Origin of the sequence: Pseudoduganella umbonata, from assembly GCF_014192225.1 — a bacterium.
Classification (GTDB): Bacteria; Pseudomonadota; Gammaproteobacteria; order Burkholderiales; family Burkholderiaceae_D; genus Rugamonas; species Rugamonas umbonata.
Genome location: NZ_JACHXS010000001.1, coordinates 941,550 through 963,932 on the forward strand (window position 1 = coordinate 941,550; position 22,383 = coordinate 963,932).

Genomic DNA, 22,383 nt, shown 5'->3' on the forward strand with positions numbered 1-22,383 from the left:
TCGCTCCTTGGCGCGCGGATGCCGGACATGGCCTCCTCCCTTTTTTTGTAACTCCTTGATTTTCCTGAAAACGTGTTGGCGAGAACGCGAGTGCCTGCTGTACACGGGCAAGCCGGAACGCTGTTGGCATGCGCCTTGCGATACAGCTCGCACCATCAACGTTACAGGAAGCAATCATGAGAGAGTCACGAGGAGCGCTGTTCCGCCGCGCCGTGGAGCAGGAATCGCCGCTGCAGGTGGTCGGTGCCATCACGGCCTACACCGCGCGCATGGCCGAACAGTCCGGCTACAGGGCGATCTACCTGTCGGGCGGCGGCGTGGCCGCCAACTCGCTGGGCATGCCGGACCTCGGCATCAGCACGATGGACGACGTGATTACCGATGCGCAGCGCATCACCGACACCTGCGGCCTGCCGTTGCTGGTCGATATCGATACGGGCTGGGGCGGCGCCTTCAATATCGCCCGCACCATCCGCCACATGATCCGTGCCGACGTGGCCGCGGTCCACATGGAAGACCAGGTATCGTCGAAGCGCTGCGGCCACCGCCCGGGCAAGGAAATCGTGTCGAAGGAAGAAATGGTCGACCGTATCAAGGCTGCCGTCGACGCCCGCCACGACGAGAACTTCGTCATCATGGCCCGTACCGATTCGCTGGCCGTCGAAGGGCTCAACGCCGCTGTCGACCGCGCGTGCGCGTATGTCGAAGCGGGTGCCGACATGATCTTCCCCGAGGCGATCACGGAACTGGGGATGTATACCCGGTTCCGCGACGCCGTGAAGGTGCCGATCCTGGCCAACCTGACCGAATTCGGTTCCACGCCGCTGTACACGCTCGACGAACTGCGCGAGGCGAAGGTCGATATCGCCCTTTATTGCTGCGGCGCGTATCGCGCCATGAACGCCGCGGCGCTGAACTTCTACCAGACCCTGCGCGCCGAGGGCACGCAGAAAAGCGTCGTCCCGGCCATGCAGAGCCGCGCGGACCTGTACGAATACCTGGGCTACCACGACTACGAGCAAAAGCTCGACTCGCTGTTCGCCCAGGGCAAGGCCAAGTAAATCCATTCAAACCAATATCCGGAGATCCCATGAACAATCCCGTCGAAGGTTCCGCATTCAAGCCCAAGAAATCGGTCGCCCTGTCCGGCGTCACCGCCGGCAATACCGCATTGTGCTCGGTCGGCAAGACCGGCAACGACCTGCACTACCGCGGCTATGACATCCTCGATGTCGCCGACAGCTGCGAGTTCGAGGAAATCGCCTATCTGCTGGTACACGGCGCGCTGCCGAACGCCGCCGAACTGGCCGCCTACAAGACGCACCTGAAGGCACTGCGCGGCCTGCCGCAAGCCGTCAAGCTGGCGCTCGAGGCGCTGCCCTCGGCCAGCCACCCGATGGACGTGATGCGCACCGGCGTCTCCGCGCTGGGCTGCGCGCTGCCGGAAAAGGACGACCACAACGTGCCGGGCGCGCGCGACATCGCCGACCGCCTGATGGCATCGTTCGGCTCGATGCTGCTGTACTGGTACCACTACAGCCATAACGGCAAGCGCATCGACGTGGAAACCGACGACGACTCGATCGGTGGCCATTTCCTGCACCTGCTGCACGGCGAGAAACCGCGTGCATCGTGGGTCAAGGCCATGCACACCTCGCTGATCCTGTATGCCGAGCACGAGTTCAATGCCTCCACCTTCACCGCACGCGTGATCGCCGGCACGGGTTCCGACATCTATTCGTCGATCACCGGCGCGATCGGCGCGCTGCGCGGTCCGAAACACGGCGGCGCCAACGAGGCCGCTTTTGAAATCCAGAAGCGCTACGCCAACGCCGACGAGGCCGAAGCCGATATCCGCGCACGCGTCGACAACAAGGAAGTCGTCATCGGTTTCGGCCACCCGGTCTATACGGTGTCCGACCCGCGCAACAAGGTCATCAAGGAAGTGGCCCGTTCGCTGTCCGAGGAAGCCGGTTCGACCAAGATGTTCGACATCGCCGAGCGCCTGGAAACGGTGATGTGGGAGATCAAGAAGATGTTCCCGAACCTGGACTGGTTCTCGGCAGTGTCCTACCACATGATGGGCGTGCCGACCGCGATGTTCACGCCGCTGTTCGTGATCTCGCGCACTTCCGGCTGGGCCGCCCACGTGATCGAGCAGCGCATCGACAACAAGATCATCCGCCCGAGCGCGAACTATGTCGGTCCGGAAGACCTGGCATTCGTGCCCCTGGCCGAACGCAAGTGAATCACGGAACCGGAACCTGACATGACTACCCCCATGAATTGCGCCTGGCGCAAAGCCCTGCCCGGCACGGGCCTGGACTATTTCGATGCGCGCGCCGCAGTCGACGCGATCGCGCCCGGCGCGTATGCGAAGCTGCCCTACACCTCGCGCGTGCTGGCTGAAAACCTGGTCCGCCGCTGCGTCCCAACGGCGCTGCCGGCGGCGCTGGGCCAGCTGATCGAACGCCGCCGCGATCTCGATTTCCCGTGGTTCCCGGCCCGCGTGGTCTGCCACGACATCCTGGGCCAGACCGCACTGGTCGACCTGGCCGGCCTGCGCGACGCCATCGCCCTGCAAGGTGGCGATCCGTCGCTGGTCAATCCCGTGGTGCCCACCCAGCTGGTGGTGGACCACTCGCTGGCCGTCGAATGCGGCGGCTTCGATCCCGAGGCCTTCGCGAAGAACCGCGCCATCGAGGACCGCCGCAACGAAGACCGCTTCGACTTCATCAACTGGACCAAAAAAGCGTTCAGGAACGTCGACGTGATCCCTCCGGGGAACGGCATCCTGCACCAGATCAACCTGGAACGCATGTCGCCGGTGATCCAGCGCGAGGCAGGCGTGGCTTACCCCGACACGCTGGTGGGCACCGATTCGCACACGCCGATGGTCGACGCGCTCGGTGTGATCGCCATCGGCGTCGGCGGCCTGGAAGCGGAAAGCGTGATGCTGGGGCGCGCCTCGTGGATGCGCCTGCCGGACATCATCGGCGTGGAGCTGGCCGGCAAGCCGCAGCCGGGCATCACCGCGACCGACATCGTACTGAGCCTGACCGAATTCCTGCGCAAGCAGAAAGTGGTGTCGTCGTACCTGGAATTCTTCGGCGAAGGCGCTTCGCACCTGACGCTCGGCGATCGCGCCACCATTTCGAACATGGCGCCGGAATTCGGCTCGACCGCGGCGATGTTCTATATCGACGAACAGACCATCCGGTATCTGCGCCTGACCGGCCGCGACGACGAGCAGGTGGCGCTGGTCGAGACGTACGCAAAGCAAGCCGGCCTGTGGGCCGACAGCCTGGCAGATGCCGAATACGAGAGCGTGCTGCGCTTCGACCTGTCGTCGGTGGTACGCACCATCGCCGGACCGTCCAACCCGCACAACCGGGTACCTACCTCCGACCTGGCGGCGCGCGGCATCAGCGGCGTGGTCGAGAACGTGCCGGGCGTGATGCCCGACGGCGCGGTGATCATCGCGGCGATTACCAGCTGCACGAACACCAACAATCCGCGCAACATGATCGCCGCCGGCCTGATCGCTCGCAACGCCAACCGCCTGGGCCTGGTTCGCAAGCTGTGGGTGAAAAGCTCGCTGGCGCCCGGCTCGAAGACGGTCGAACTGTATCTGCGTGAAGCAGGCCTGCTGCCGGAACTCGAGCAGCTCGGCTTTGGCGTGGTGGCCTTTGCCTGCACCTCGTGCAACGGCATGAGCGGCGCGCTCGATCCGGTGATCCAGCAGGAAGTGGTGGCGCGCGACCTGTATGCCACCGCCGTCCTGTCCGGCAACCGCAATTTCGATGGCCGCATCCACCCCTATGCCAAGCAGGCTTTCCTGGCCTCGCCGCCGCTGGTGGTGGCCTATGCGATCGCCGGCACGATCCGCTTCGACATCGAGAAGGATGTACTGGGCCATGACGCGGCCGGCAAGCCGGTCCGCCTGGCCGACATCTGGCCGTCGGACGAGGAGATCGACGCCATCGTCGCATCCAGCGTCAAGCCCGAACAGTTCCGCAGCGTGTACATCCCGATGTTCACGCGCGAAGCGGACGACGGCAACCGGGTCGAGCCGCTGTACCAATGGCGTCCGGAGAGCACCTACATCCGCCGTCCGCCGTACTGGGAAGGTGCGCTGGCCGGCGCCCGCACGCTCAAGGGCATGCGTCCGCTCGCGCTCCTGGGCGACAACATCACCACGGATCACCTGTCGCCATCGAATGCGATCATGCCCGACAGTGCGGCGGGCGAGTACCTGGCGAAAATGGGCCTGCCGGAAGTGGACTTCAATTCGTACGCGACCCACCGCGGCGACCACCTGACCGCGCAACGCGCGACCTTTGCCAACCCGACCCTGGTCAACGAGATGGCGTACGTGAACGGCCAGGTCAGGACAGGCTCGCTGGCGCGCATCGAACCGGAGGGCAAGGTGACCCGCATGTGGGAAGCGATCGAAACCTACATGGAACGCAAGCAGCCCCTGATCATCATTGCCGGGGCCGACTATGGCCAGGGCTCCTCGCGCGACTGGGCGGCCAAGGGCGTGCGCCTGGCGGGCGTCGAGGCGATCGTCGCGGAAGGTTTCGAACGCATCCACCGCACCAACCTGGTGGGCATGGGCGTGCTGCCGCTCGAGTTCCAGCCCGGCACGAATCGCATCAGCCTGGGCCTGGACGGTACCGAGACGTTCGACGTGATCGGCGAACGCACGCCGCGCGCCGGTCTCACGCTGGTCATCTGGCGCGAGACCGGCGACCGCGTCATGGTGCCGGTCACCTGCCGCCTCGACACGGCCGAGGAAGTCTTGATCTACGAAGCCGGTGGCGTGCTGCAGCGCTTCGCCCAAGACTTCCTCGAGTCGGTGGCGAAAGCCGCCTGACGTGGCGCGGGCGGCGAGCCGGTCGCCCGACGCGCGTTTGCCCCCGATGTTTACCCGCCGGCCGCGTTCCCCGGACGCGCCCGGCCCCAACAGGATCCATCACATGCTTCATCCACCTCAACTGAAAATTCCCGCCACCTACATGCGCGGCGGTACCAGCAAGGGCGTCTTCTTCCGCCTGCAGGACCTGCCGGCGAACGCGCAGCAGCCCGGCCCGGCGCGTGACGCACTGCTGCTGCGCGTGATCGGCAGTCCCGACCCATACGGCAAGCAGATCGACGGCATGGGCGCGGCCACGTCGAGCACCAGCAAGACGGTGATCGTGTCGACCAGCACGCGCCCCGATCATGATGTCGACTACCTGTTCGGCCAGGTGTCGATCGACAGCCCGTTCGTCGACTGGAGCGGCAATTGCGGCAACCTGTCGGCGGCCGTCGGCGCGTTCGCGATCAGCGGCGGGATGGTCGACCCGGCGCACATTCCGCAGGATGGCGTGGCGACCCTCCGCATCTGGCAGGCCAACATCGGCAAGACCATCATCGCCCATGTGGCGGTCGCCGCCGGCGCGGTGCAGGAGACGGGCGACTTCGAACTGGACGGCGTGACCTTCCCGGCGGCCGAGGTGCAGCTGGAATTCATGGACCCCGCGGCCGAGGCCGAGGGCGAAGGCGGCGGCGCGATGTTCCCGACCGGGAACGTGGTCGACAAGCTGGAGATCCCGGGCCTCGGCATGTTCCGGGCCACCATGATCACGGCAGGCATTCCGACCATCTTCATCGACGCCGCATCGCTCGGCTATACCGGCACTGAATTGCAGGAGGCAATCAACGGCGATCCGAAGGCGCTGGCCGCGTTCGAGGCCATTCGCGCCTATGGCGCGCTGCGCATGGGGCTGATCAGGAACATCGACGAGGCCGCCAAGCGCCAGCATACGCCGAAGGTGGCCTTCGTCGCCCCGCCTGCATCCTACCTGGCCTCCAGCGGCAAGGCCGTGGCGGCCGGCGATGTCGACCTGCTGGTGCGGGCGCTGTCGATGGGCAAGCTGCACCACGCGATGATGGGCACCGCGGCGGTGGCGATCGGCACGGCGGCCGCGATTCCGGGTACTCTGGTCAACCTGGCCGCGGGTGGCGGCGACCGAACTGCCGTGCGCTTCGGGCATCCGTCCGGAACCTTGCGGGTAGGCGCCGAAGCGGAATTGGTCGATGGCGAATGGCGCGTCAGCAAGGCGATCATGAGCCGCAGTGCCCGCGTGCTGATGGAGGGGTGGGTGCGCGTGCCGCAAACGGGCTGATTTCCGGCCCGGCCGACGAACGTCATCGACACTGCATTCGCCTTGCCATGGCCATTAAGGCAGGTGCGGCCGCGGCCGGTCAGCAGTTTGCCTGCAGCGCCGGCGCCGCGCCGCCGGCATAGCGGTTGAGCCGGTAAGTTGCCCGCCCTGCCCGCTTGGCATCGTACAAGGCCACATCGGCGCACTCGAGCAGATCCATCGGCACGATCCCGGGACCGGCAGCGAACGCCAGCCCGATACTGGAACTCACTTGCAGCGGCCCGCCGGGCAGCGCGAAGGGAGGAGTCAGGCCCTCCAGGATTTTGGCGCCGACCGTTTCCAGCGTCGAGCTGTCGCCGATATTTTCCAGCACGATCAGGAATTCGTCGCCGCCCAGGCGCGCCACGGTGTCGCATTCACGCACGCAGCCCGACAGGCGCCGGCCGAACTCGCGCAGCACGCTATCCCCTACGCCATGCCCGAGCGTATCGTTGATCTGCTTGAAGTGATCAATGTCCAGGAAGATCACTCCCATCGGCAGGCCGCTGCGGCTGTTGCGCCTAGTTGCATCAGCGAGCTTTTCGTTGAGATGGTAACGGTTCGGCAAGCCGGTCAGTTCGTCGAAACGCGCCAGGCCGGCCAGTGTTTGCTGAACCTGCTTAAGGCTGCTCACATCACTGCTCAGCAAATGAATACCTTCGACCATGCCGCCTTCGCCAACCTGCGGCACGATGGTCACCTGAAGCCAGCGTTTTGCCTTGGCGGGGTCGGTATCGTACTCGGGGTCGGGACCAAGCTCGAATTCTACACGCTCGCCATTCAGGCCCCGCTGCAGGTTGTGCCGTATCGCCTCGGCACGCCGCGGCCCTGCAGCAACGATCACATCCAGGATGCTTCTGCCGAGAAGCTCGGCAGGCTGCAAGCCAGTCCATGTCGAGAATGTCGCATTGCAGAATTCAAAGCGAAGATCGCTGTCCACATAGGCGATCAGGGCGGGAAGGTTATCGGCAATGGTGAGCCACCGCCTTTCGCCCGCAGCGTGGCGCAGCTCCACCTGCTTGCGCTCGGTGATATCGAGCCACAGTGCGTACACACTGAGCAGCTTGCCCGCGGCATCGAACTCAGGCACGTAGCTGCCCGAAAAATGTGTGTGAACGCCTTTCACCGGAAACGCCACCTCGAAGGCAACCTGTTCGCCGGTCAGTGCGCGCTCGAAGTAGCGTTCTACCAATGCGAAGACTTCCGGTGGCGCCACGTCGCGCAGGTGGTGGCCCAGCAACTGCTCGTTGCTGCGCCCCAGCCGCGCCGTGACCATGGCGTTGGCGAACAGGATGCGCCCTTGCGCATCGAACTGGATGATGATCCCGGAGATATTATCGGTAATCGCCCGGAAGCCGCGCTCGCTGTCGCTCACGGTGCCCTGCCCGGTCGCAGTACCCGGATCGACTGGCAAGATCCACCGGGCCAGGGAACGCCGCAGGCGGTTGATCGTTTCCATTACCATAGCTTTTCCGTCCGGTGTTGCCGCACAGTTGTCGTCGTGGTCCGATTATAGATCGCAACCTGCCCGCCAGCGACGAATTAGAAAACAAATATAGATTGATAGCAACATTTGACTCGTTCCCATTGTTGTGCGTTCAGCTGCCGCGCAGGCGCCTGCGCTGTCCGATGCCAGGGTGCGCTGCGTCGGTACGGCTTGCCAGCCTGTCCATTGCCGAACCGTTGAGCGTGGCGAGCGGTGCACCATCCATAATGCCTGCCTCATCTGGGGGAGAGAGCTATCGAGACACGAGCCGGCACCGCGCCGCTGCATTGAACCCAACGGCAGGCCGGCGCCGGGCTGGTGCAAGCTTTTTGCTACCGAAAAGCTCAACGGCCTGGGCCGAGCACATTGGCTCACCCGTCCGCTCGAAAAACTCCCCACCTGCCCAAACAGCAAAATGGACTCCTTACTGGTGAATGCTGAATTCACCTAGAATTAAACCTTTCTGAAAGCGGCGTGCTTGGCCGCTTTCCGTGAAGCTGTGCCAGCGAACGGTCTCGGGCCGTCTCAACAAATAAGTCTATTGTAGGTCCCTGCTGTTGGCCATCGGACTTCGGCGTATCTGCATTCGCGCCTTTCCTCGGCCTTGTTGAGCGTACAAATTTCTGTCGAGCGATTTTATTGCTAGGGTTTTCGCATCAAACGGTCTACGGAGCGAATGGTCGCGAGCGCATCATCACATAGTTGAAGTCGATAACTTGAATTATTTCGTACTACAAGAGCTGGGCTCGGAGCAATCTCTGCGCAGCAACAAGTTTTTCCGATATAAAACCAATACTTGGCTCGCATAAGACAACAAGCCCTTGCTGATACAGCGGTGATTCGACCAAATCAAAACCGCTGTTATAGTCATCAAGTATAAGCAAAGGCTGACCGGCCTTTCGATGTTTGGCAATCCATTCTATTAGCTCATCAGACCGAGACGAGTACTCATTCTTAGGAGTCGTCCAGCAAACGTGCAGTGCGTCAGCAATGAACTCTAGGCCACATTTCCGGAAAATTTGCTGTATCTGTTCTTGCTTTAAATAACGTGTCCACGAAGAACTGATGACATAACTCGGCAAGAATTCATAATGCAATGTGGATAAGTTAGCTCGCCCAACTGAAAATACGAGCTCGCTCCAAAGCTCGGGCCACTCCCAGTTTTCAGATTTAAGAGCCGCCATCACTTGATAGCTGTTGTAATGTAGGTTGATCGCAATTACATCGTCAATGTCTAAGAATACTACTGGGCGCATTTATTATTCCTCTGAACCAAGCATGCGCGCCGTAAACAAGCGCGTTTTGGCATATTAGATTGCACAATCACTGCATAAGGCCTCTACATACCAATGTTCGCGCTATAGCAACAATTATTATCGCGAAAACATGCAGTGCCGAAAATTGAACAATAATAGGGAACCGAACTTTGCACTTTTGGGACTACCGTGAACTCAACTGCGTTCAGCGAAAAAACAACCACGTCGAATTAGACAATGCGCCAAAAGAAGAATCATTCTCGATCCTCTTTCTTGCCCCGAATATCTATTATCGCAGCGTTTTTTAGTTTCTACTCGGATTTCTAGTCACAAGCGCGTCGTCAATTAATTATTCGCGCGCAAATAGCCGAGATATGTGCTGCCGTCCTCTGGTACTGAGCATGGCCACCAATCTCGCGGCTCAGTTCATTCGAAAATCATACCGTGCTCACCTACGAAACATACGTCGAAGGACATTGATGGACATTATAAAAAGTCAGGTTGCTGGAGTTCGATTACCACGCGTGGTGGCGCAAAATCGACGCCCGCAACACCAGGCATAGCTAGGCCAACGGCAATGTTGCGCTCCTGCTTTTTGAGGCGTTCATGGGCCTCGAAGTTTATCAGGACGTGGGTAGGTCGCCACTGCCCTGTGAGACCGGACCTTTATCCGCTGCTAGCATCGCGTCGATCACTCTTTGGATGAACTCATGGTTTGATAATACCGTGTTAGTCATGTGTGTTTTCTTGGTTGACCAAATGTAGCCATGGCTGTTTGTGTTAGCAGCAACGCAATGCCACTCGTCACCAAACACTGGTAAGAGCTACGCCTACCGATCTCTTTCCGTACGTCGTCCCTGCAAGATCGAATCAACCGTCACTCACAGATTGCTCAAAATTTCCCTCACGGCATTCTGAGCATTAATGTCGCTCATCCCAGCGGCACCATCTGTCTTTACAAGCCGTTGTTCACACCACCCTGGCCACCCTTCGATATCATCGTCTATCGCAAACCACCGTCGCAGACATCTCCGATTTACGAAGGAAAGAACTTGCTCACCGCGCCTCATGAGGAAGAACTCTGACCTGTGAATTACTCGGCTATTATAAGTTGCGCCGATAACGCGTGCTTGCAAGTCTGGTGGCAATCTTGACTTTGCGAACAAATATGAGCGCATCGGCACCCAAGATGTGCTTAACACGATTCGAACATCTGGGTGTGGTTCTAATAGTTCAGACAGAATCGATGTCCACGCAAAAAGCGCATGTTTTGAATTAACTATGAATATACCCTTACCCGGCTTGTAGTAAACCTCATCAGGATGCAATACGCCATCGAAATCAAGAAAACAGATTGGGACATCGGATATTGAACTTATTAGTGGCAAACTCATCAGCAATGCACCTCATTGACTAGGCTTTTCTTCACGAAAAATGCGTGGCACGCTCATGTCTAGCTGCGCACATCAACTCTTCATGGCGATCTAAAATATCGACAGGCGAACAATGACACGATTCTGCGGTTTTTTTTACCCAAGAGTTCTCGCAGACGAACCATGCCGCTATCGCCCATGGATCATCGATCTTAAGAATGTCGAGAATCAGATTGATTATTGGCAGAGGCCGATCATGGCTATCAAACTGATACCTCGCAAATAGCATCTGTTCATTATGAATGACTGAGAATATTTCCCTAGACGCAAGCCAATTGCGGATTGTCGCCTCTCCGGTTTCAGAACCATTAATTATGCGCTGCATTAATTCTTCAGATGTAAACCACTTCGTCATCGAAAGAACCTTACGGATTGTATGCATGCGCGCATCGGTTTCCACTATTTGCAGCTGAGAACTTAATCGCGTTTGGAATAACTCATCCATTTTAGCATCGATCTCTAAAGTGCACTTTTCGAAGTTGGCATAATTTTCCTGTTGCGAGCGCGATTTAATCGATCAAGTAAAAGCTTCCTGGGGTCTTTCCCAAAGCATCGATCATCATGCAGGCGATTTCACCGTTTACAGCGCACCTAAAGCTACTCATATCCTAAGACCACTGATTGCTGTTATAAAAATGACTGCGAGCGAAATCACAGTGTGCTATTAATATGTATATATCCCGCTCCACCTATCTTACCTGCCAGCATAAGGAAATTGCACCCGGTAACATATGGCTGACGGGTTCGAACGGATACACGTGGTGCGGCCTTAGAAATATGATTCTATTCAATTGCGTCGGCCGCATTCTCTCATGTAGCTTCACACCAGACACATTCTTTCTCAACACCACCGTCACCCAAGGTCGCAACAGAACCTTCGGGCTCTACTGACCCATCTGAGCATTCGAATATGTACATCTCACTGGGCGCACCAAATTCGATATGGAAAATCCGGGTTATCCGCTTAATTTGATAATTCCCGTCAGCATCACGCCGCGTCTGTAAAGCTATTCGGAAGTTCGATATTTCCTCGCTCTTCACAAAAGCAAGAAAGTCATCGAACCTATCAAAAATATACCGTTGCCAATTCATTGCGGCTGACGCTGTAGCAACATCCACATGAAAAAGCTCACGGTTTAAAGGTATCTCAACAAATGGATAACACCGCAATTCTGGACAGTCGAACAGGGTTCGAAGAATTTCCGCGCGGCGGGTTTCCTCCCAAGACTCAAAAACATGAAGCATAGATAGTTCCTGATAATTAAGACTTATGTACTGGGGTTATTCTTGCAATCGGATTTCGTTCCCACGTTGGGTGTTGCGGAGATATCGCACGAATATTTTCATAAAGCGCTGTTACTCTCCAATTGAGACGGGTTTGCATAATGATCTGGTAACGTAAAAGCGAGATTTGGTCTTGATTAAGCAAGGTATGCATCTGGACAATGGAAGTCATTGCCTGCTTGCGCCATACCTCCCAGCAATAATTAGCCGAGGCAGGATCCCTACAGGAGTCCAGCCATGGCACCGCCGTGCTTGTACGCAAACGTTTTTGTACGATCAGGATGACACTTGGGGCCGCGTAGGAGGACTATACACCACATGTCATTGAGGTGTATAGACTGTCGTCAGGATGCCACGGCGCGTGCATTATTCCGGCATGACCATAACGCCTGGACGAGACGCTAACAGTAAGCAAAACTTGGTGAGCTCAGCCGTTGGAAAGAGCCTCAAGAGGCACCGCATATCCTCGAACATGAGCCAAGTGGCCCTCGCTTCGAAAGCAGAGTTAGACCGAGCCTTTATCTCTAGGATTGAACGGGGAATTGCCAATCCATCAGTTCTCACTCTGGCCAATGTCTGCTATGCGCTTGGAATCACATTGGCTGACTTTTTCAGTGACATCAACGTCGCGTTGCCGCCTGGCCAAGATCAACCACGCAGGGCGAACGCTGCCCAGCCAAAAGTCAGTCCGCCGAAGAGTCGCTTGCGCTGATGATCAGAACAAGCTCCGTGATCGCAACGTGCTCCGGCTAGCGTGCGCTATGGCAGGCGTACATAGACTCCGCCATAGCTATTTTGATGAGCCATCCCTTGTATGGTTCAAGCGAAAGCGTAGGGCGGGATAACTGCAGCCGTTACAGCGTTGTAACGCAAGCAACCGCGACGCGTAAAGATGCGCGCACTGTGCAATCGAAGGTGCTCCAACCCGATGGGGCGTGGGCGCGCTGTTATAGGTAGCGAAATGCGCTGTGTTACGAGTGATCTCCACATGTCGTACAGCGTTCAAGTCTACATTCGTTGCTTACACGTCGTACCCCGCGCACCTATGAGGATGACGCGTCAGCGAATAATGATTTGGGTGCATTTCGAGTGTACTGCACATAACCACCTGCTGTACCAGTTCATCCCGAACGCGACGACCCGCGAGATCTCGCTGTGCCTGTACGTGCGCAGCAACGACATCGGCCTGGGCACGCCGTTCAACATCGCCGAAGGCGCCGCGCTCCTGCACCTGGTGGGCCGCCTGACCGGCTACACGCCGCGCTGGTTTACGTACTTCATCGGCGATGCCCACATCTATGAAAATCACATGGACATGGTGCAGGAACAGCTCAAGCGCGAGCCGTACGAAGCGCCGCGGCTCGTCATCGCCGACCGTGTTCCGGACTTCGCCGCGACCGGCAAGTACCAACCGGAATGGCTGGAAAAGATCGAACCCGCCGACTTCAGCCTGGAAGGTTACCGGCACCATCCGCCGCTGACCGCGCCGATGGCGGTGTAGGCGGCGTTGACGGCATTCGCGCCGTCGGCGGTTGATCCAGCTTCCGGGCCGATGGCGACCCGATTTCCAGCCAAAAAACCGGTGACAGACACCGGTTTTTTTGCAACAGTTTCCGTGGCGTCAGGGCTGCAAAGGCCCCGCCGATGCCGGCCAGCCAGCGCGACGACGTCGACGTTGAACATGCGCGCCACCTGGTCGAGGTTGTCGAAACCGCCCCGCGCGCGCAGGTACGTGCCGGGATGACCTCGATACTGCCGCTGTAGTCGTACTGCGTGAAGGCGCCCTTGACACGGTCGAGCAGTTGCCGCTGCGCCGTTTCGGTGAGGCCGTTGGTGCGCCCGCCGCCTGGCACGAAGGCGATGCCGACGCGCACCGCCAGGCGCAGGCGCGTCACCGTCGGCGCCATCGCTGGCGCTTTCATCGCGTCAGGATACAGGTAGTCGGCGATGCTGCCGGCCTGCCGGCTGCCGCCGTGGCCGACCATCGAGCCGCAGCCGGCCAGGGCCGGCACGGCGGCCGCACAGAACACAGTCCTGTGAACTTCATGGTTTCCCTTCCGTGGATGGCCGAGAACCGGCCGGACGGGAATCATCACATCGGCTTGCGAAAAAGCAAACGCGCCGACGCCGGAGCCGCGCAATGCGCCACCGGCGGTAGCGCAATATGCTACCGGCCCGGGCTAACGCGAGCCGTGCGAGCGCACCAGTTTCAGCAACTGGCGAAAGGCGGGCGACATGGACCCGTCGGAAGCGTCCAGCGAAACGGAACGGCCGTCGAGATCGACCTTCATCCGGTAGCTGCGGCCATCGCGCATCAGAGGCTGCGGGCGGCCCGCCGCGGTGCCGGCATCCGCCACGGCTTCGCGGGCGAGCCGTTCACAGGCTTCGGTCTCGGCGGGCGGCAGGCTCGCGGTATCGAGCACGATCGGCTTCGCAAGGCCCGGCGCCGCGACGAAGCCGCCTTCTATCGACACTTCGATGCGCATGGCGCTCCCCTTGTCATTGCCCGGCAGCGCAAGGTGCGCAGCCGTGCGTTCGATGGCGTTCCGCCGCTACAGCACGCCCACATCTTTCCAGGCCTGGCTGACGGCTTTCGCCTCGTCGCTGTCGGCACCGAACAGTTTTTGCGCATTCGACACCGTCAGTTTCGCGAACGCGGCAAACGTCGACTTCGGTTTCAGGCGCGCGTCGAGCAGGCTGTCGTACCAGATCTTGCCGGCGCGTTCCCATGCGAAGCCGCCGATGGCCACGGCGGCCAGGTAGAACGCGCGGTTCGGGATGCCGGAGTTGATGTGCACGCCGCCATTGTCCGCCACCGTCACGACATAGTCGTCCATGTGACCCGGCTGGGGATCCTTGCCCAGCACATCGTCGTCATAGGCGGTCCCCGGTGCCTTCATCGAACGGATCGCCTGCCGCTTGGGCCCCGGTTCGAGGAACAGCTGGGCACCGATCAGCCAGTCCGCCTCGTCGGCCTGCTGCTTCAGGCCATACTGCTTGACCAGGGAACCGAAGACATCCGAGATCGATTCGTTCAGCGCGCCGGACTGGCCCTGGTAGACCAGGCCCGCCTCGACTTCCGTCACGCCATGGCACAGTTCATGCCCAATGACGTCGATCGATGCCGTAAACCGGTTGAACAACGTGCCGTCGCCGTCGCCGAACACCATCTGGCTGCCGTTCCAGAAGGCGTTGTCGTAGTCCACGTCGTAGTGGACCGTCGCATCGAGCGGCATGCCCGCATCGTCGATCGAGTTGCGCTTGAAGCCCTCGAGGAACAGCTCGTAGGTGGCGCCGAGACCGTCGTATGCTTCGTCCACGCTAGCGTCGCCAGTGGCTTCGGAACCTTCCGTCCGCACGACATTGCCAGGCAGCGACTGCTCGTTGTTCGCATCGTAAATCGTGCGCTTCAACGCCGCGGTCGTGCCGGGCATCGCGCCGCGCATGGTTTTCTGGGCGCCGCTGACGACATTGGTCGCGCGGAAGTTGCGGAACGAGTTATCGACCGACAGTGTGTCGATCGCGAACCGGCGCTGTGGCTCGGTGCCGTTCTTGGCGATTTCGGTCAGGATGTGGGGCGGCAGGAAGCAGTGTATGGAATGGCGGTGCGGCGCGGTGGACATGTTGTACTCCGTGATGAAATGGGGTGAAACAAAGCGGATTAGGGCGGCCGGCACGCGAGCGCTCGCCCGCCCGGCCGCGCTTGAATCGTCATCGAATAATCGTCATCGAATAATCGTCATCGAATAATCGTCATCGAACAATCGTCATCGAACAGCGCGTGGAACGCAGCGTCGCGGTCCGCTTACGTGGCAGCGGTATCTTCCGCGTCCTCGGCGCCATCGTCGTCCTCCTGCCGGAATGCCTTCAGCGCCTTCAGGATCGCCTTGGCATTCCCCGACAGCACGGCACCGCCGAGGGCGATCACGTTCGTGACCAGGCCGATCACATCGCGCACCTTGTCCAGCTTTTCCAGCGTTTTCCCGGCCGACGCAAGCGCCGCCAGCAAGGCGCCGCTCTTCAGGCTGGCATCGGTGACGACCAGCGCGATGGCCTGGCCGCGCAGCACGTTGGCCAGCGCGTCGAGCTTCTGCTCGCATTCCACGCGAAGCAGATGCTCGTCCTCCGCCGTGAGCGAATGGGTCACGCGGAACTCAAACAGCTGCGTCGACAGTTTGGTAAAGCGGTCGGCCAGGTCGGCCAGCTCATCCGCGGTCAATTCTTTCATGCTCGTATCCTCCGCACATCGATCGGACTACAGCCAACCATTACTTCCGCTGAATTACTTCCGCTGACCCAGCTTCGCCTGCAGGGCCAAGGTGGCTTCGCGGTGCCTGGCCAGCGCGGCGATCAACGCTTCGTTGGCCGCGGCCAGTTTCTTCACGCGCTCCTGCTCGCCGAGCAGCGTGACGGCATACATGCGCACGGCCAGCGGCTCGGTTTTCTCGAACCGGGGCAACGCCGCATCCATGGCGATACGGGACCTCTGCTGGTAGGTGTCGATCTGGGGCCGGGTGACCGACGTGGCATACCAGGCCAGCGCGCCCGTGGTCGCATTGACGGCCTCGCTCTGCTCGAGCAGCTGCGTGATCTCGCCGCGCGCGACCCGTTCGGTAGCAAGCCGGGACACGAGCCTGCCCAGGGTGATCACCGCCTTCGCCTTGTCCGGCGGCACGATCGGTTCGCCGGAGCGGTCCTTCAGTTCGTCGACGGCCGCATCCAGGCCCTTCAGCTCCGCGGTATAGCTGGGCAATTTCTCGTCCGCCAGCGCGGCCAGCGTTGCCGAATAACTGTCCAGCAACGTCACCAGGCTGAGGATCCGGGTATTGTCCTGCGCGAGCGGCGCACAATCCGCGGCCGCGCGCGCCTGCACATCCGCGATCCTGAAGGTGAACGCAGGATCGCGCGTCTGCTCCTGCATCAGGAACTGCGCCTCGCACAGCCGGACCGGCGTATCCGCGATCGCGGTAAAGGAAGCGCCCAGCTTGCTGGTGTCGTCGGCATAGGTCTTCACGGCCGAAAAATCCGCGCAGCCGGCAATCAGCACGGCAACCGCCATGCCGGCGCCTAGCCGGGTGAACGTCGACAGCGAGGTGCGGCACTGGTTCTTCACGTTCTGCTCTCCCCGATCGTTGAGATGACACGACGTGGCCGGCGCTCCGTCCGGCAGCGGCCCGAAGCCGGGGCGCGCTGGCGGAAAACCGATACCTGTCGAATTGTTAATAGCTGTTCGACACGATATCACCAATATGGCAGTCAGCTCAACCTGGTCGTGGCCGCGCGCGGGTGCCACGCCAGGTGCCCCTTGCAGGAATACGCTACCGAGGCGCCGCCGCACCACCGGCAGCGGCGGCCGGCGCGCCAAACGTCACGCGGTCCAGGCTCATCAGGCTGTCCTGCGAACTGCCATGGAAACGCAGGAACACGTTGTGCACGCCGGTGACTTTCCGGATCGGCGTGCTGACCGTGGTCCAGCCCTTGCCGTTTGCGCTGTCCGGCACCACCAGCGAGCCGATCGCGTCGCCGGCCACATCGTCGAGCACGATCTCGATGCCCGCGCCGGGCACGGCGCCGGACACCGTCGCCGTAAAGCTCGTGGCGCCGCCGGCACCGAAATCGACGCGCGAAAACTGCAGCCAGTCGAAGTTGTTGATCGATGCAACGTAGGAACGGCCCGTCGTGTCGACTTCGACGGAAGTGCCGGCCGATTTGCCGGCTTTCGACGCCTGCACCGGCTTGTATGGATCGATCCTGGCGAGGCTCTTCGAATCGATGGGTGCAGGCCGCGTCGACTTCGCCGGCAATGGCGGCGGCGCATGGCCCGGCGCACCCGTCACCGTGACCTTCAGGCCTTCCGTACCCACGGTGCCGTTCCAGTCCACCAGCAACTCCTTCGCATAGCCGCTGCCGGCGCGCCTGACATCGTGCCTGCGGCCATTGACGGTCACGACAACGTCGCCGCCGAAGTCGTCCGCCAGGTGCAGCGTGCCGACTTCCAGTGGCTCGTCGGGCTTGAACAGCAGTTCCTTGTTCTGGCCTTCCCGGCCGCTGGTGGTGACGCTGACGGTGCCGTAGCCTTCGGGCGATGCGTACAGCGCGTTCGTCATCCGCCCGTTCATTTCCGGCAGCACGACCGGTGTCAGCCACAGGGCCTTGCTGCGCGCATCGCGATGGTAGCCGACGATGTCGTAATAGTTGCGCCACAGTGCCGGCATGCTGATGTACTGCTTCTTGCTGCGGATTTCCGTGGCCACCGGCACCGGCGTTTTCACCAGCGGCAGGATGTTCAGCGGGTGATTGAACACATGATTGCGGTCCAGGTACTGGCGCTCGTAGGCGTCCTTCTGCAGGGCCGCCCATTCGTTGGCGCGCCGGCTGTTCAGCAGCAGCCCGCCGTAGTGGGTGACGATGTACGGCGTCCATTCGTCATACGTGCCGTCGGCATACCCGAGGCCCCGGTAATACGGCTGGTAATAGTCGTTCAGCCTGCCCAGCACGAAGTCCTGGTCGGCCGCCGTCCAGATCTCGCCCAGCTTCATGGTCAGCGCCAGCCATTGGCCACCGAAGTATCCCTCGCTGTGCTTGCCCAGCTTGAAGCCGGCATCGTTCAGGTAGCGGGCGCGGAACGAGGCGACGACCGTGTCGTAGGCAGTCTGGTAGCGTGCCGCCAGCGCGTCTTCGCCCCGTTCCGCGGCCAGCCGCGTCATCAGCTTGTACGCCACGGCGGACAGGCTGGCATTGAACGGGTTTGGATCGCCGCCGGCATCGTAGGAATTCTCGGAGTGATCGAAGGTGTACGGATACTGCTTGCTGCCGTACTGCTCCACCTGGTCGAGGATGCGCTGGGCGGCCCGTTTCACGTTCGGCCACAGCGCATCGAACCTGGCCCGGTCGCCGGTCGCCTCGTAGGTTTCGTAGGCGGAGATGATGAAACCGGCGTTCAGGTCCACCCACTTGACGATGTTGCGGTAGTCGGCGTGTTCGGTATCGTCCCAGTCCACCATCACGGAACGCAGCGCGCGGTCGGCGCCGAAGTCCATCCTGTTCGTATCGTGGTGGATCTGGCCGCTCTTCATCTGCGTGCGCGCCCAGTAGCGCAGCTCCTCCCACGCGAAGAACGGCAGCAGCTGGCCGACGATCTGGCGCGCATGCCACATCTGGTCCATCGTGCCGAAACAGGTCCACTGCCCCTCGGCGAATGCCACCCGGCCATCCTTCTTGTACATCGAATTGGTGGCCAGGTTGACCAGCGTGTTCAGCGTCTGGTTCTTCAGCCAGCCAGGCAGGTTCGACGCGCGCATCCGCTCCACCAGTTCCTCGGCATTGGCTTTCAGGGCGTCGAAATGCGCCAGGCCGGCGTCGGCCACGGTGGACGAATCGCGATGCTGCCCAAAGTACCACGAACGTTCGGGATCGGAATCCTCGTACCACGCCAGCACGAAGCGCACGCGCCGGCTTTCCCCCGCAGCCAGCTGCACCTTGATCGCCGTGCTGGCCGGGCCGCCGGCGGCAATGTCCCCGGCCAGGCCGCGTGCCAGGAAGCCGGCCGGGGCGCCGGCGCTGACCTGTGCCGGCTTGCCGTCCGCCGCAGCGTAGACCGACCAGGGCCTGGAACTGAAGCCCTTGCCGGCGACGGACTGGACGGCTGCCCGGCCGGCATCGAGCCGCAGCGCCAGCGCAGCCTGCGCAGCGGTCGAGCCTTCGTTGGTCAGGGTGAATTCATAGAATGCATACGGCAGGCTCATGCGGCCCGGATCGCGCCGGTCGAACGGGGCAAATGCCGTCATGGCGACCGCGATGCCGCCGGTCGACCCGAAGTTGACGCGGTGCAGCGGCCAGATCGCATCGTCGTCCGGCCTGCCGGCGGCCTGGCGGGCCTTCAGCGTGTCCACGGCCGCCACCTTGCCGGCGCGCTGCGTGTACAGCGCGAATCCGGCATTCTTCAGGCGCTCGAAATCGTAGGCATCCGCGGGCGGGCGCAGCATTGCCGCGAAGGTGCCCGTATTGGCATCGAATTTCACCGCCCCGGCACCGAAGCCGCCCAGCGGCGCGCCGGTGGTGCCGTTGACGGCGTAGCCGGGGATGGTGTCGGGGCGGTTCTCGCGGGCACCTGCCGGGATCGAAACCAGCGGAAGCGAAACAAGGACGAAGACGAAGGCACGGGCGGACTGCGTGAATGGCTTCATGGCGATCCCGAAAAAGAGGCGCGCCGGCTTGGCACGCCGCGCAGATTTTCCAACGATCGCCGACGGGCGGCAATTACGAAAATCGCCAAAGACGGAAGCGAATTTCGTTGCTTCGCCAATGCCCGGCAAACGCAGGGGTCATCCGCCCTGCGGTCCCATCGATGCCACCAGCGCGTGGTACCAGCGCTCCTTGCGCGTCTTGTGCAGCTGGTACCAGGCACGGATGGTCTCGGGCCGCCACACCTTCAGCATTTTGAGCACTTCGGCGGAAAACTCCAGCGGGGCCAGGCCGGAAGCGGTCAGCAGGTTATCGCCGCGCACCGCCGGCTCTTGCCGGTACAGCTTCTCGCCCCGGTAGGACGGGCAGGCCTGCTTCAGGAAACCCAGGTCGTTGCTGGTATGGCGGCGCTGGTCCAGCGCGCCGACGCTGGCCAGGCCGTCGACCGCGCCGCAGATCGCCGCCACGTAATGGCCCGCATCGAGCGCGTCGCGCGCGAATTCCAGTACGGGGCGCAGCTCTGGCTGGTCCCAGCGCTCGCTGCCGGGCAGGATCAGCACGTCGCCCGCTTCCAGCGCCAGGTCGGCCAGCGCCACGTCCGGCACGTGCGTCGTGCCGCCCATGCTGGTGACCGCGGCACCGCTCAGGCCCACGCGGCGAAAGCTGAACTCCGCCAGCGGGTTGGCAAAGAAGCGGCGGCCGTGCAGCTCCGCCGTCAGGTAGCCGATTTCCCAATCGGCCAGCGTATCGACCACCACCAGGTAAGCGTTCATCTGTCCTCCTCCATGTCGGGCTTGCCAGTATAGCCTCAGGCGGCGCGCGGCAGCAGGGCCTCGCGCCACAGCCGCGCCGCCCGTTGGCCCTTGGTGCGCAGCAGGAAGGCGCAGCCTTCGGCGGTTGCCGCATCGGCCAGCGTACGGTCATGGGCCACGGCCGCCTCCAGGTGGAACAGTCCGGCATCGCTGCCGTCGGCCAGCAGGATGCAGCCGTAGTGGAAGGCCGCGCGCGGGAACGGGCCGCCCGGCTGCGCCAGCAGGTGGGCCAGCACGTCGCGCGCCGCGGCCGGCGATTCCCGCTCGGCGCGCAGCAGTGCCAGCTCGTGCAGGCTGGCCAGCGACAGCGCGGCCAGCGGCAGCGCGCCCAGTTCGGCCAGCCGCGACCGGTCCCGGCTCGCCTCGCGGTGCCGTGCCTGCCATTGCCGCCCGGTGCGCGCCCACCAGGCCTCGTCGAACTCCTGTATCAGCGCGCACAAGGTGTCGGGCGGCAGCAGCGCGTCGGCCGCCGGGCGGTCCACGGGCCGCGGCAGCGCGGGCCGCTCGCCGATCGCATCGACACGCTCGCGCAGGCAGGGGTGGGTATCGTGCACGCCGGACCGTTCGGCCAGTGCGGCGGCCAGCGCGGCCGGCTGCGCCCAATGCGCATAGCCGGCCTTCAGTGCCGTCCTCATCGCCGCGAACGGCATGAACAGCGGGCGCTCCGCGTCGTCCGCCTGGCGCAGCAGCGTGGGCCAGAACGCGTCCGCGATCCAGCGCGCCTGCAGCGTGTCGCGCACCAGTCCCTGCGCATTGACGACGCTGCCCGCCACGCCGCTCGCGGTACGGTCGGCATCGTACTCGTTCTGCCGGGCCAGCACGAAGGTATATGCATTGTAGTAAGGCATCAGGCGGTCCAGTACCGCCGCGATACCGCGGTGGAGCAGGCTGCCGGCGGCCAGCGCGCGCAGGTGGCCGTGCAGCGTGCCGAACACCAGCCGTTGCCGGTACAGCCACGCGGCGGACTTGCCGTGGTTGCCGCACAGGTGGCCGTATTCGTGGGCCACCGTGGCCGCCATTTCCCTGGCCGGCACGCCAAGCAGGTACGGCAGGCCCAGCGTCAGGTAATTGGTACTGCCGCCGCTGCGGAACCCGAAGAGGCCGAATATGCCCAGCAGCCCGATCCGTGCGCGCTGTGCGGCCGCCGCGTTGTAGCGCTCGTCAACCAGTACATGGTCGATACGGGGGCCATCGAGCTTCACGCGGATGCGGTCCAGCATGTCGAACAGGGCCGGCGCTTCGGCGCGTGTCAGCGGGCGCCCTTCCGGCGATGGCAGGCGGACATACAGCGCGCGCAGCACGATCAGCAGCGCCGCCAGCGGCAGCAGGGCAAGCAATGCGAGCTTGACCGCCGTCGCGCCGCTGTGCGCGCCAAGCGCATGCCGGATGGCGACCATGGACACGACCAGGAACAGCGCCAGCACGATGGCGATGGCGGCACTGGCGGCACCGCCGACCAGCATTACGCGCCGGCGGAACGCCGCCGGATCCTCGTGCGCGTCGCGTTCCAGGCGCCGTACCAGGCGCAGGTAGGTATGCCCGTGCCCCGCCATCCGCGCCGCGTTCGCGACCTGCCCTTCGCTCCCGATCTGCGCGTGCTTGCCATGCTGCGTGTCCAACCCGTCTCCTTTGATCGTCGCTGCCTGATTCGTCAAGCCCGCTACGATAAAAGAAAGTGACCTCTGGAAAACTCTCCAAAGGTCACATTGCCCTACTATATTTGCATGCCGGTGGCGG

18 protein-coding genes and 1 pseudogene are annotated in these 22,383 nt (G+C 62.0%); 6 read left to right on the top strand and 13 right to left on the bottom strand.

Features of this window, described 5'->3' with window-relative positions; translation table 11 throughout:
* Window positions 1-176: 176 nt before the first annotated feature.
* The 4 genes from prpB (at window position 177) to prpF (ending at window position 6,173) form a co-directional block, all read left to right on the top strand.
* The gene (gene prpB / locus FHS02_RS03870) at window positions 177-1,061 is read left to right on the top strand and encodes a methylisocitrate lyase (protein WP_137312885.1); all 885 of its coding nucleotides are present in this window, start codon (window positions 177-179) and stop codon (window positions 1,059-1,061) included.
* Window positions 1,062-1,090: 29 nt separating this feature from the next.
* Window positions 1,091-2,248, top strand: a complete 1,158-nt coding sequence (gene prpC, locus FHS02_RS03875) for a bifunctional 2-methylcitrate synthase/citrate synthase (RefSeq protein WP_137312886.1) — start codon at window positions 1,091-1,093, stop codon at window positions 2,246-2,248.
* Window positions 2,249-2,281: 33 nt separating this feature from the next.
* Window positions 2,282-4,879 (top strand): Fe/S-dependent 2-methylisocitrate dehydratase AcnD, encoded by a 2,598-nt coding sequence (gene acnD, locus FHS02_RS03880; RefSeq protein ID WP_137317289.1) that lies wholly within the window; start codon window positions 2,282-2,284, stop codon window positions 4,877-4,879.
* 103 nt (window positions 4,880-4,982) lie between these two features.
* On the top strand, window positions 4,983-6,173 hold the full coding sequence (gene prpF / locus FHS02_RS03885; protein ID WP_137312887.1) for a 2-methylaconitate cis-trans isomerase PrpF: 1,191 nt from the start codon (window positions 4,983-4,985) through the stop codon (window positions 6,171-6,173).
* A 79-nt stretch (window positions 6,174-6,252) separates the two neighbouring features.
* Here prpF and FHS02_RS03890 read toward each other — a convergent pair whose 3' ends face one another.
* The 5 genes from FHS02_RS03890 to FHS02_RS03910 form a co-directional block, all read right to left on the bottom strand.
* On the bottom strand, window positions 6,253-7,650 hold the full coding sequence (locus FHS02_RS03890) for a GGDEF domain-containing protein (protein WP_175424727.1): 1,398 nt from the start codon (window positions 7,648-7,650) through the stop codon (window positions 6,253-6,255).
* A 758-nt stretch (window positions 7,651-8,408) separates the two neighbouring features.
* Window positions 8,409-8,933: an HAD domain-containing protein gene (locus FHS02_RS03895; protein ID WP_137312889.1), complete on the bottom strand. Its 525-nt coding sequence runs from the start codon at window positions 8,931-8,933 to the stop codon at window positions 8,409-8,411.
* An 881-nt stretch (window positions 8,934-9,814) separates the two neighbouring features.
* A complete protein-coding gene (locus tag FHS02_RS32035) occupies window positions 9,815-10,327 on the bottom strand; it encodes an HAD domain-containing protein (RefSeq protein WP_175424728.1) in 513 nt (170 codons plus the stop codon).
* 31 nt (window positions 10,328-10,358) lie between these two features.
* Window positions 10,359-10,811 (bottom strand): hypothetical protein, encoded by a 453-nt coding sequence (locus tag FHS02_RS03905; RefSeq protein ID WP_137312890.1) that lies wholly within the window; start codon window positions 10,809-10,811, stop codon window positions 10,359-10,361.
* 365 nt (window positions 10,812-11,176) lie between these two features.
* Window positions 11,177-11,611, bottom strand: coding sequence for a hypothetical protein (locus FHS02_RS03910; protein WP_137312891.1), 435 nt, complete (start codon window positions 11,609-11,611; stop codon window positions 11,177-11,179).
* Between the two features lie 415 nt (window positions 11,612-12,026).
* On the opposite strand from FHS02_RS03910, the gene FHS02_RS03915 reads away from it, so the two are divergent.
* Together FHS02_RS03915 and FHS02_RS03920 are read left to right on the top strand one after the other, a co-directional pair.
* Window positions 12,027-12,362, top strand: a complete 336-nt coding sequence (locus tag FHS02_RS03915) for a helix-turn-helix domain-containing protein (RefSeq protein ID WP_137317290.1) — start codon at window positions 12,027-12,029, stop codon at window positions 12,360-12,362.
* Window positions 12,363-12,755: 393 nt separating this feature from the next.
* Window positions 12,756-13,151 (top strand): annotated as a pseudogene (locus FHS02_RS03920) (thymidylate synthase); the annotation flags it as partial.
* On the opposite strand, the gene FHS02_RS03925 reads toward FHS02_RS03920, so the two are convergent.
* From FHS02_RS03925 to FHS02_RS03960, 8 genes are all read right to left on the bottom strand, one after another.
* Window positions 13,096-13,791: a hypothetical protein gene (locus tag FHS02_RS03925; RefSeq protein ID WP_137312892.1), complete on the bottom strand. Its 696-nt coding sequence runs from the start codon at window positions 13,789-13,791 to the stop codon at window positions 13,096-13,098. The pseudogene FHS02_RS03920 and the gene FHS02_RS03925 sit on opposite strands and share 56 nt — an antisense overlap.
* A gap of 39 nt (window positions 13,792-13,830) precedes the next feature.
* Window positions 13,831-14,136, bottom strand: a complete 306-nt coding sequence (locus FHS02_RS03930; RefSeq protein ID WP_137312893.1) for a protealysin inhibitor emfourin — start codon at window positions 14,134-14,136, stop codon at window positions 13,831-13,833.
* Between the two features lie 66 nt (window positions 14,137-14,202).
* Window positions 14,203-15,273, bottom strand: coding sequence for a M4 family metallopeptidase (locus FHS02_RS03935; RefSeq protein WP_137312894.1), 1,071 nt, complete (start codon window positions 15,271-15,273; stop codon window positions 14,203-14,205).
* Between the two features lie 182 nt (window positions 15,274-15,455).
* Window positions 15,456-15,878 (bottom strand): hypothetical protein, encoded by a 423-nt coding sequence (locus FHS02_RS03940; RefSeq protein WP_137312895.1) that lies wholly within the window; start codon window positions 15,876-15,878, stop codon window positions 15,456-15,458.
* A gap of 54 nt (window positions 15,879-15,932) precedes the next feature.
* Window positions 15,933-16,763: a hypothetical protein gene (locus tag FHS02_RS03945; RefSeq protein ID WP_137312896.1), complete on the bottom strand. Its 831-nt coding sequence runs from the start codon at window positions 16,761-16,763 to the stop codon at window positions 15,933-15,935.
* A 205-nt stretch (window positions 16,764-16,968) separates the two neighbouring features.
* Entirely contained in the window at window positions 16,969-19,836 is a 2,868-nt protein-coding gene (locus tag FHS02_RS03950; RefSeq protein ID WP_137312897.1) for a carbohydrate-binding protein, read from the bottom strand.
* A gap of 138 nt (window positions 19,837-19,974) precedes the next feature.
* Window positions 19,975-20,607, bottom strand: a complete 633-nt coding sequence (locus FHS02_RS03955) for a DJ-1/PfpI family protein (protein WP_137312898.1) — start codon at window positions 20,605-20,607, stop codon at window positions 19,975-19,977.
* Window positions 20,608-20,642: 35 nt separating this feature from the next.
* Complete coding sequence (locus FHS02_RS03960) at window positions 20,643-22,265, bottom strand: M48 family metallopeptidase (protein ID WP_137312899.1); 1,623 nt, start codon at window positions 22,263-22,265, stop codon at window positions 20,643-20,645.
* Window positions 22,266-22,383 lie beyond the last annotated feature (118 nt).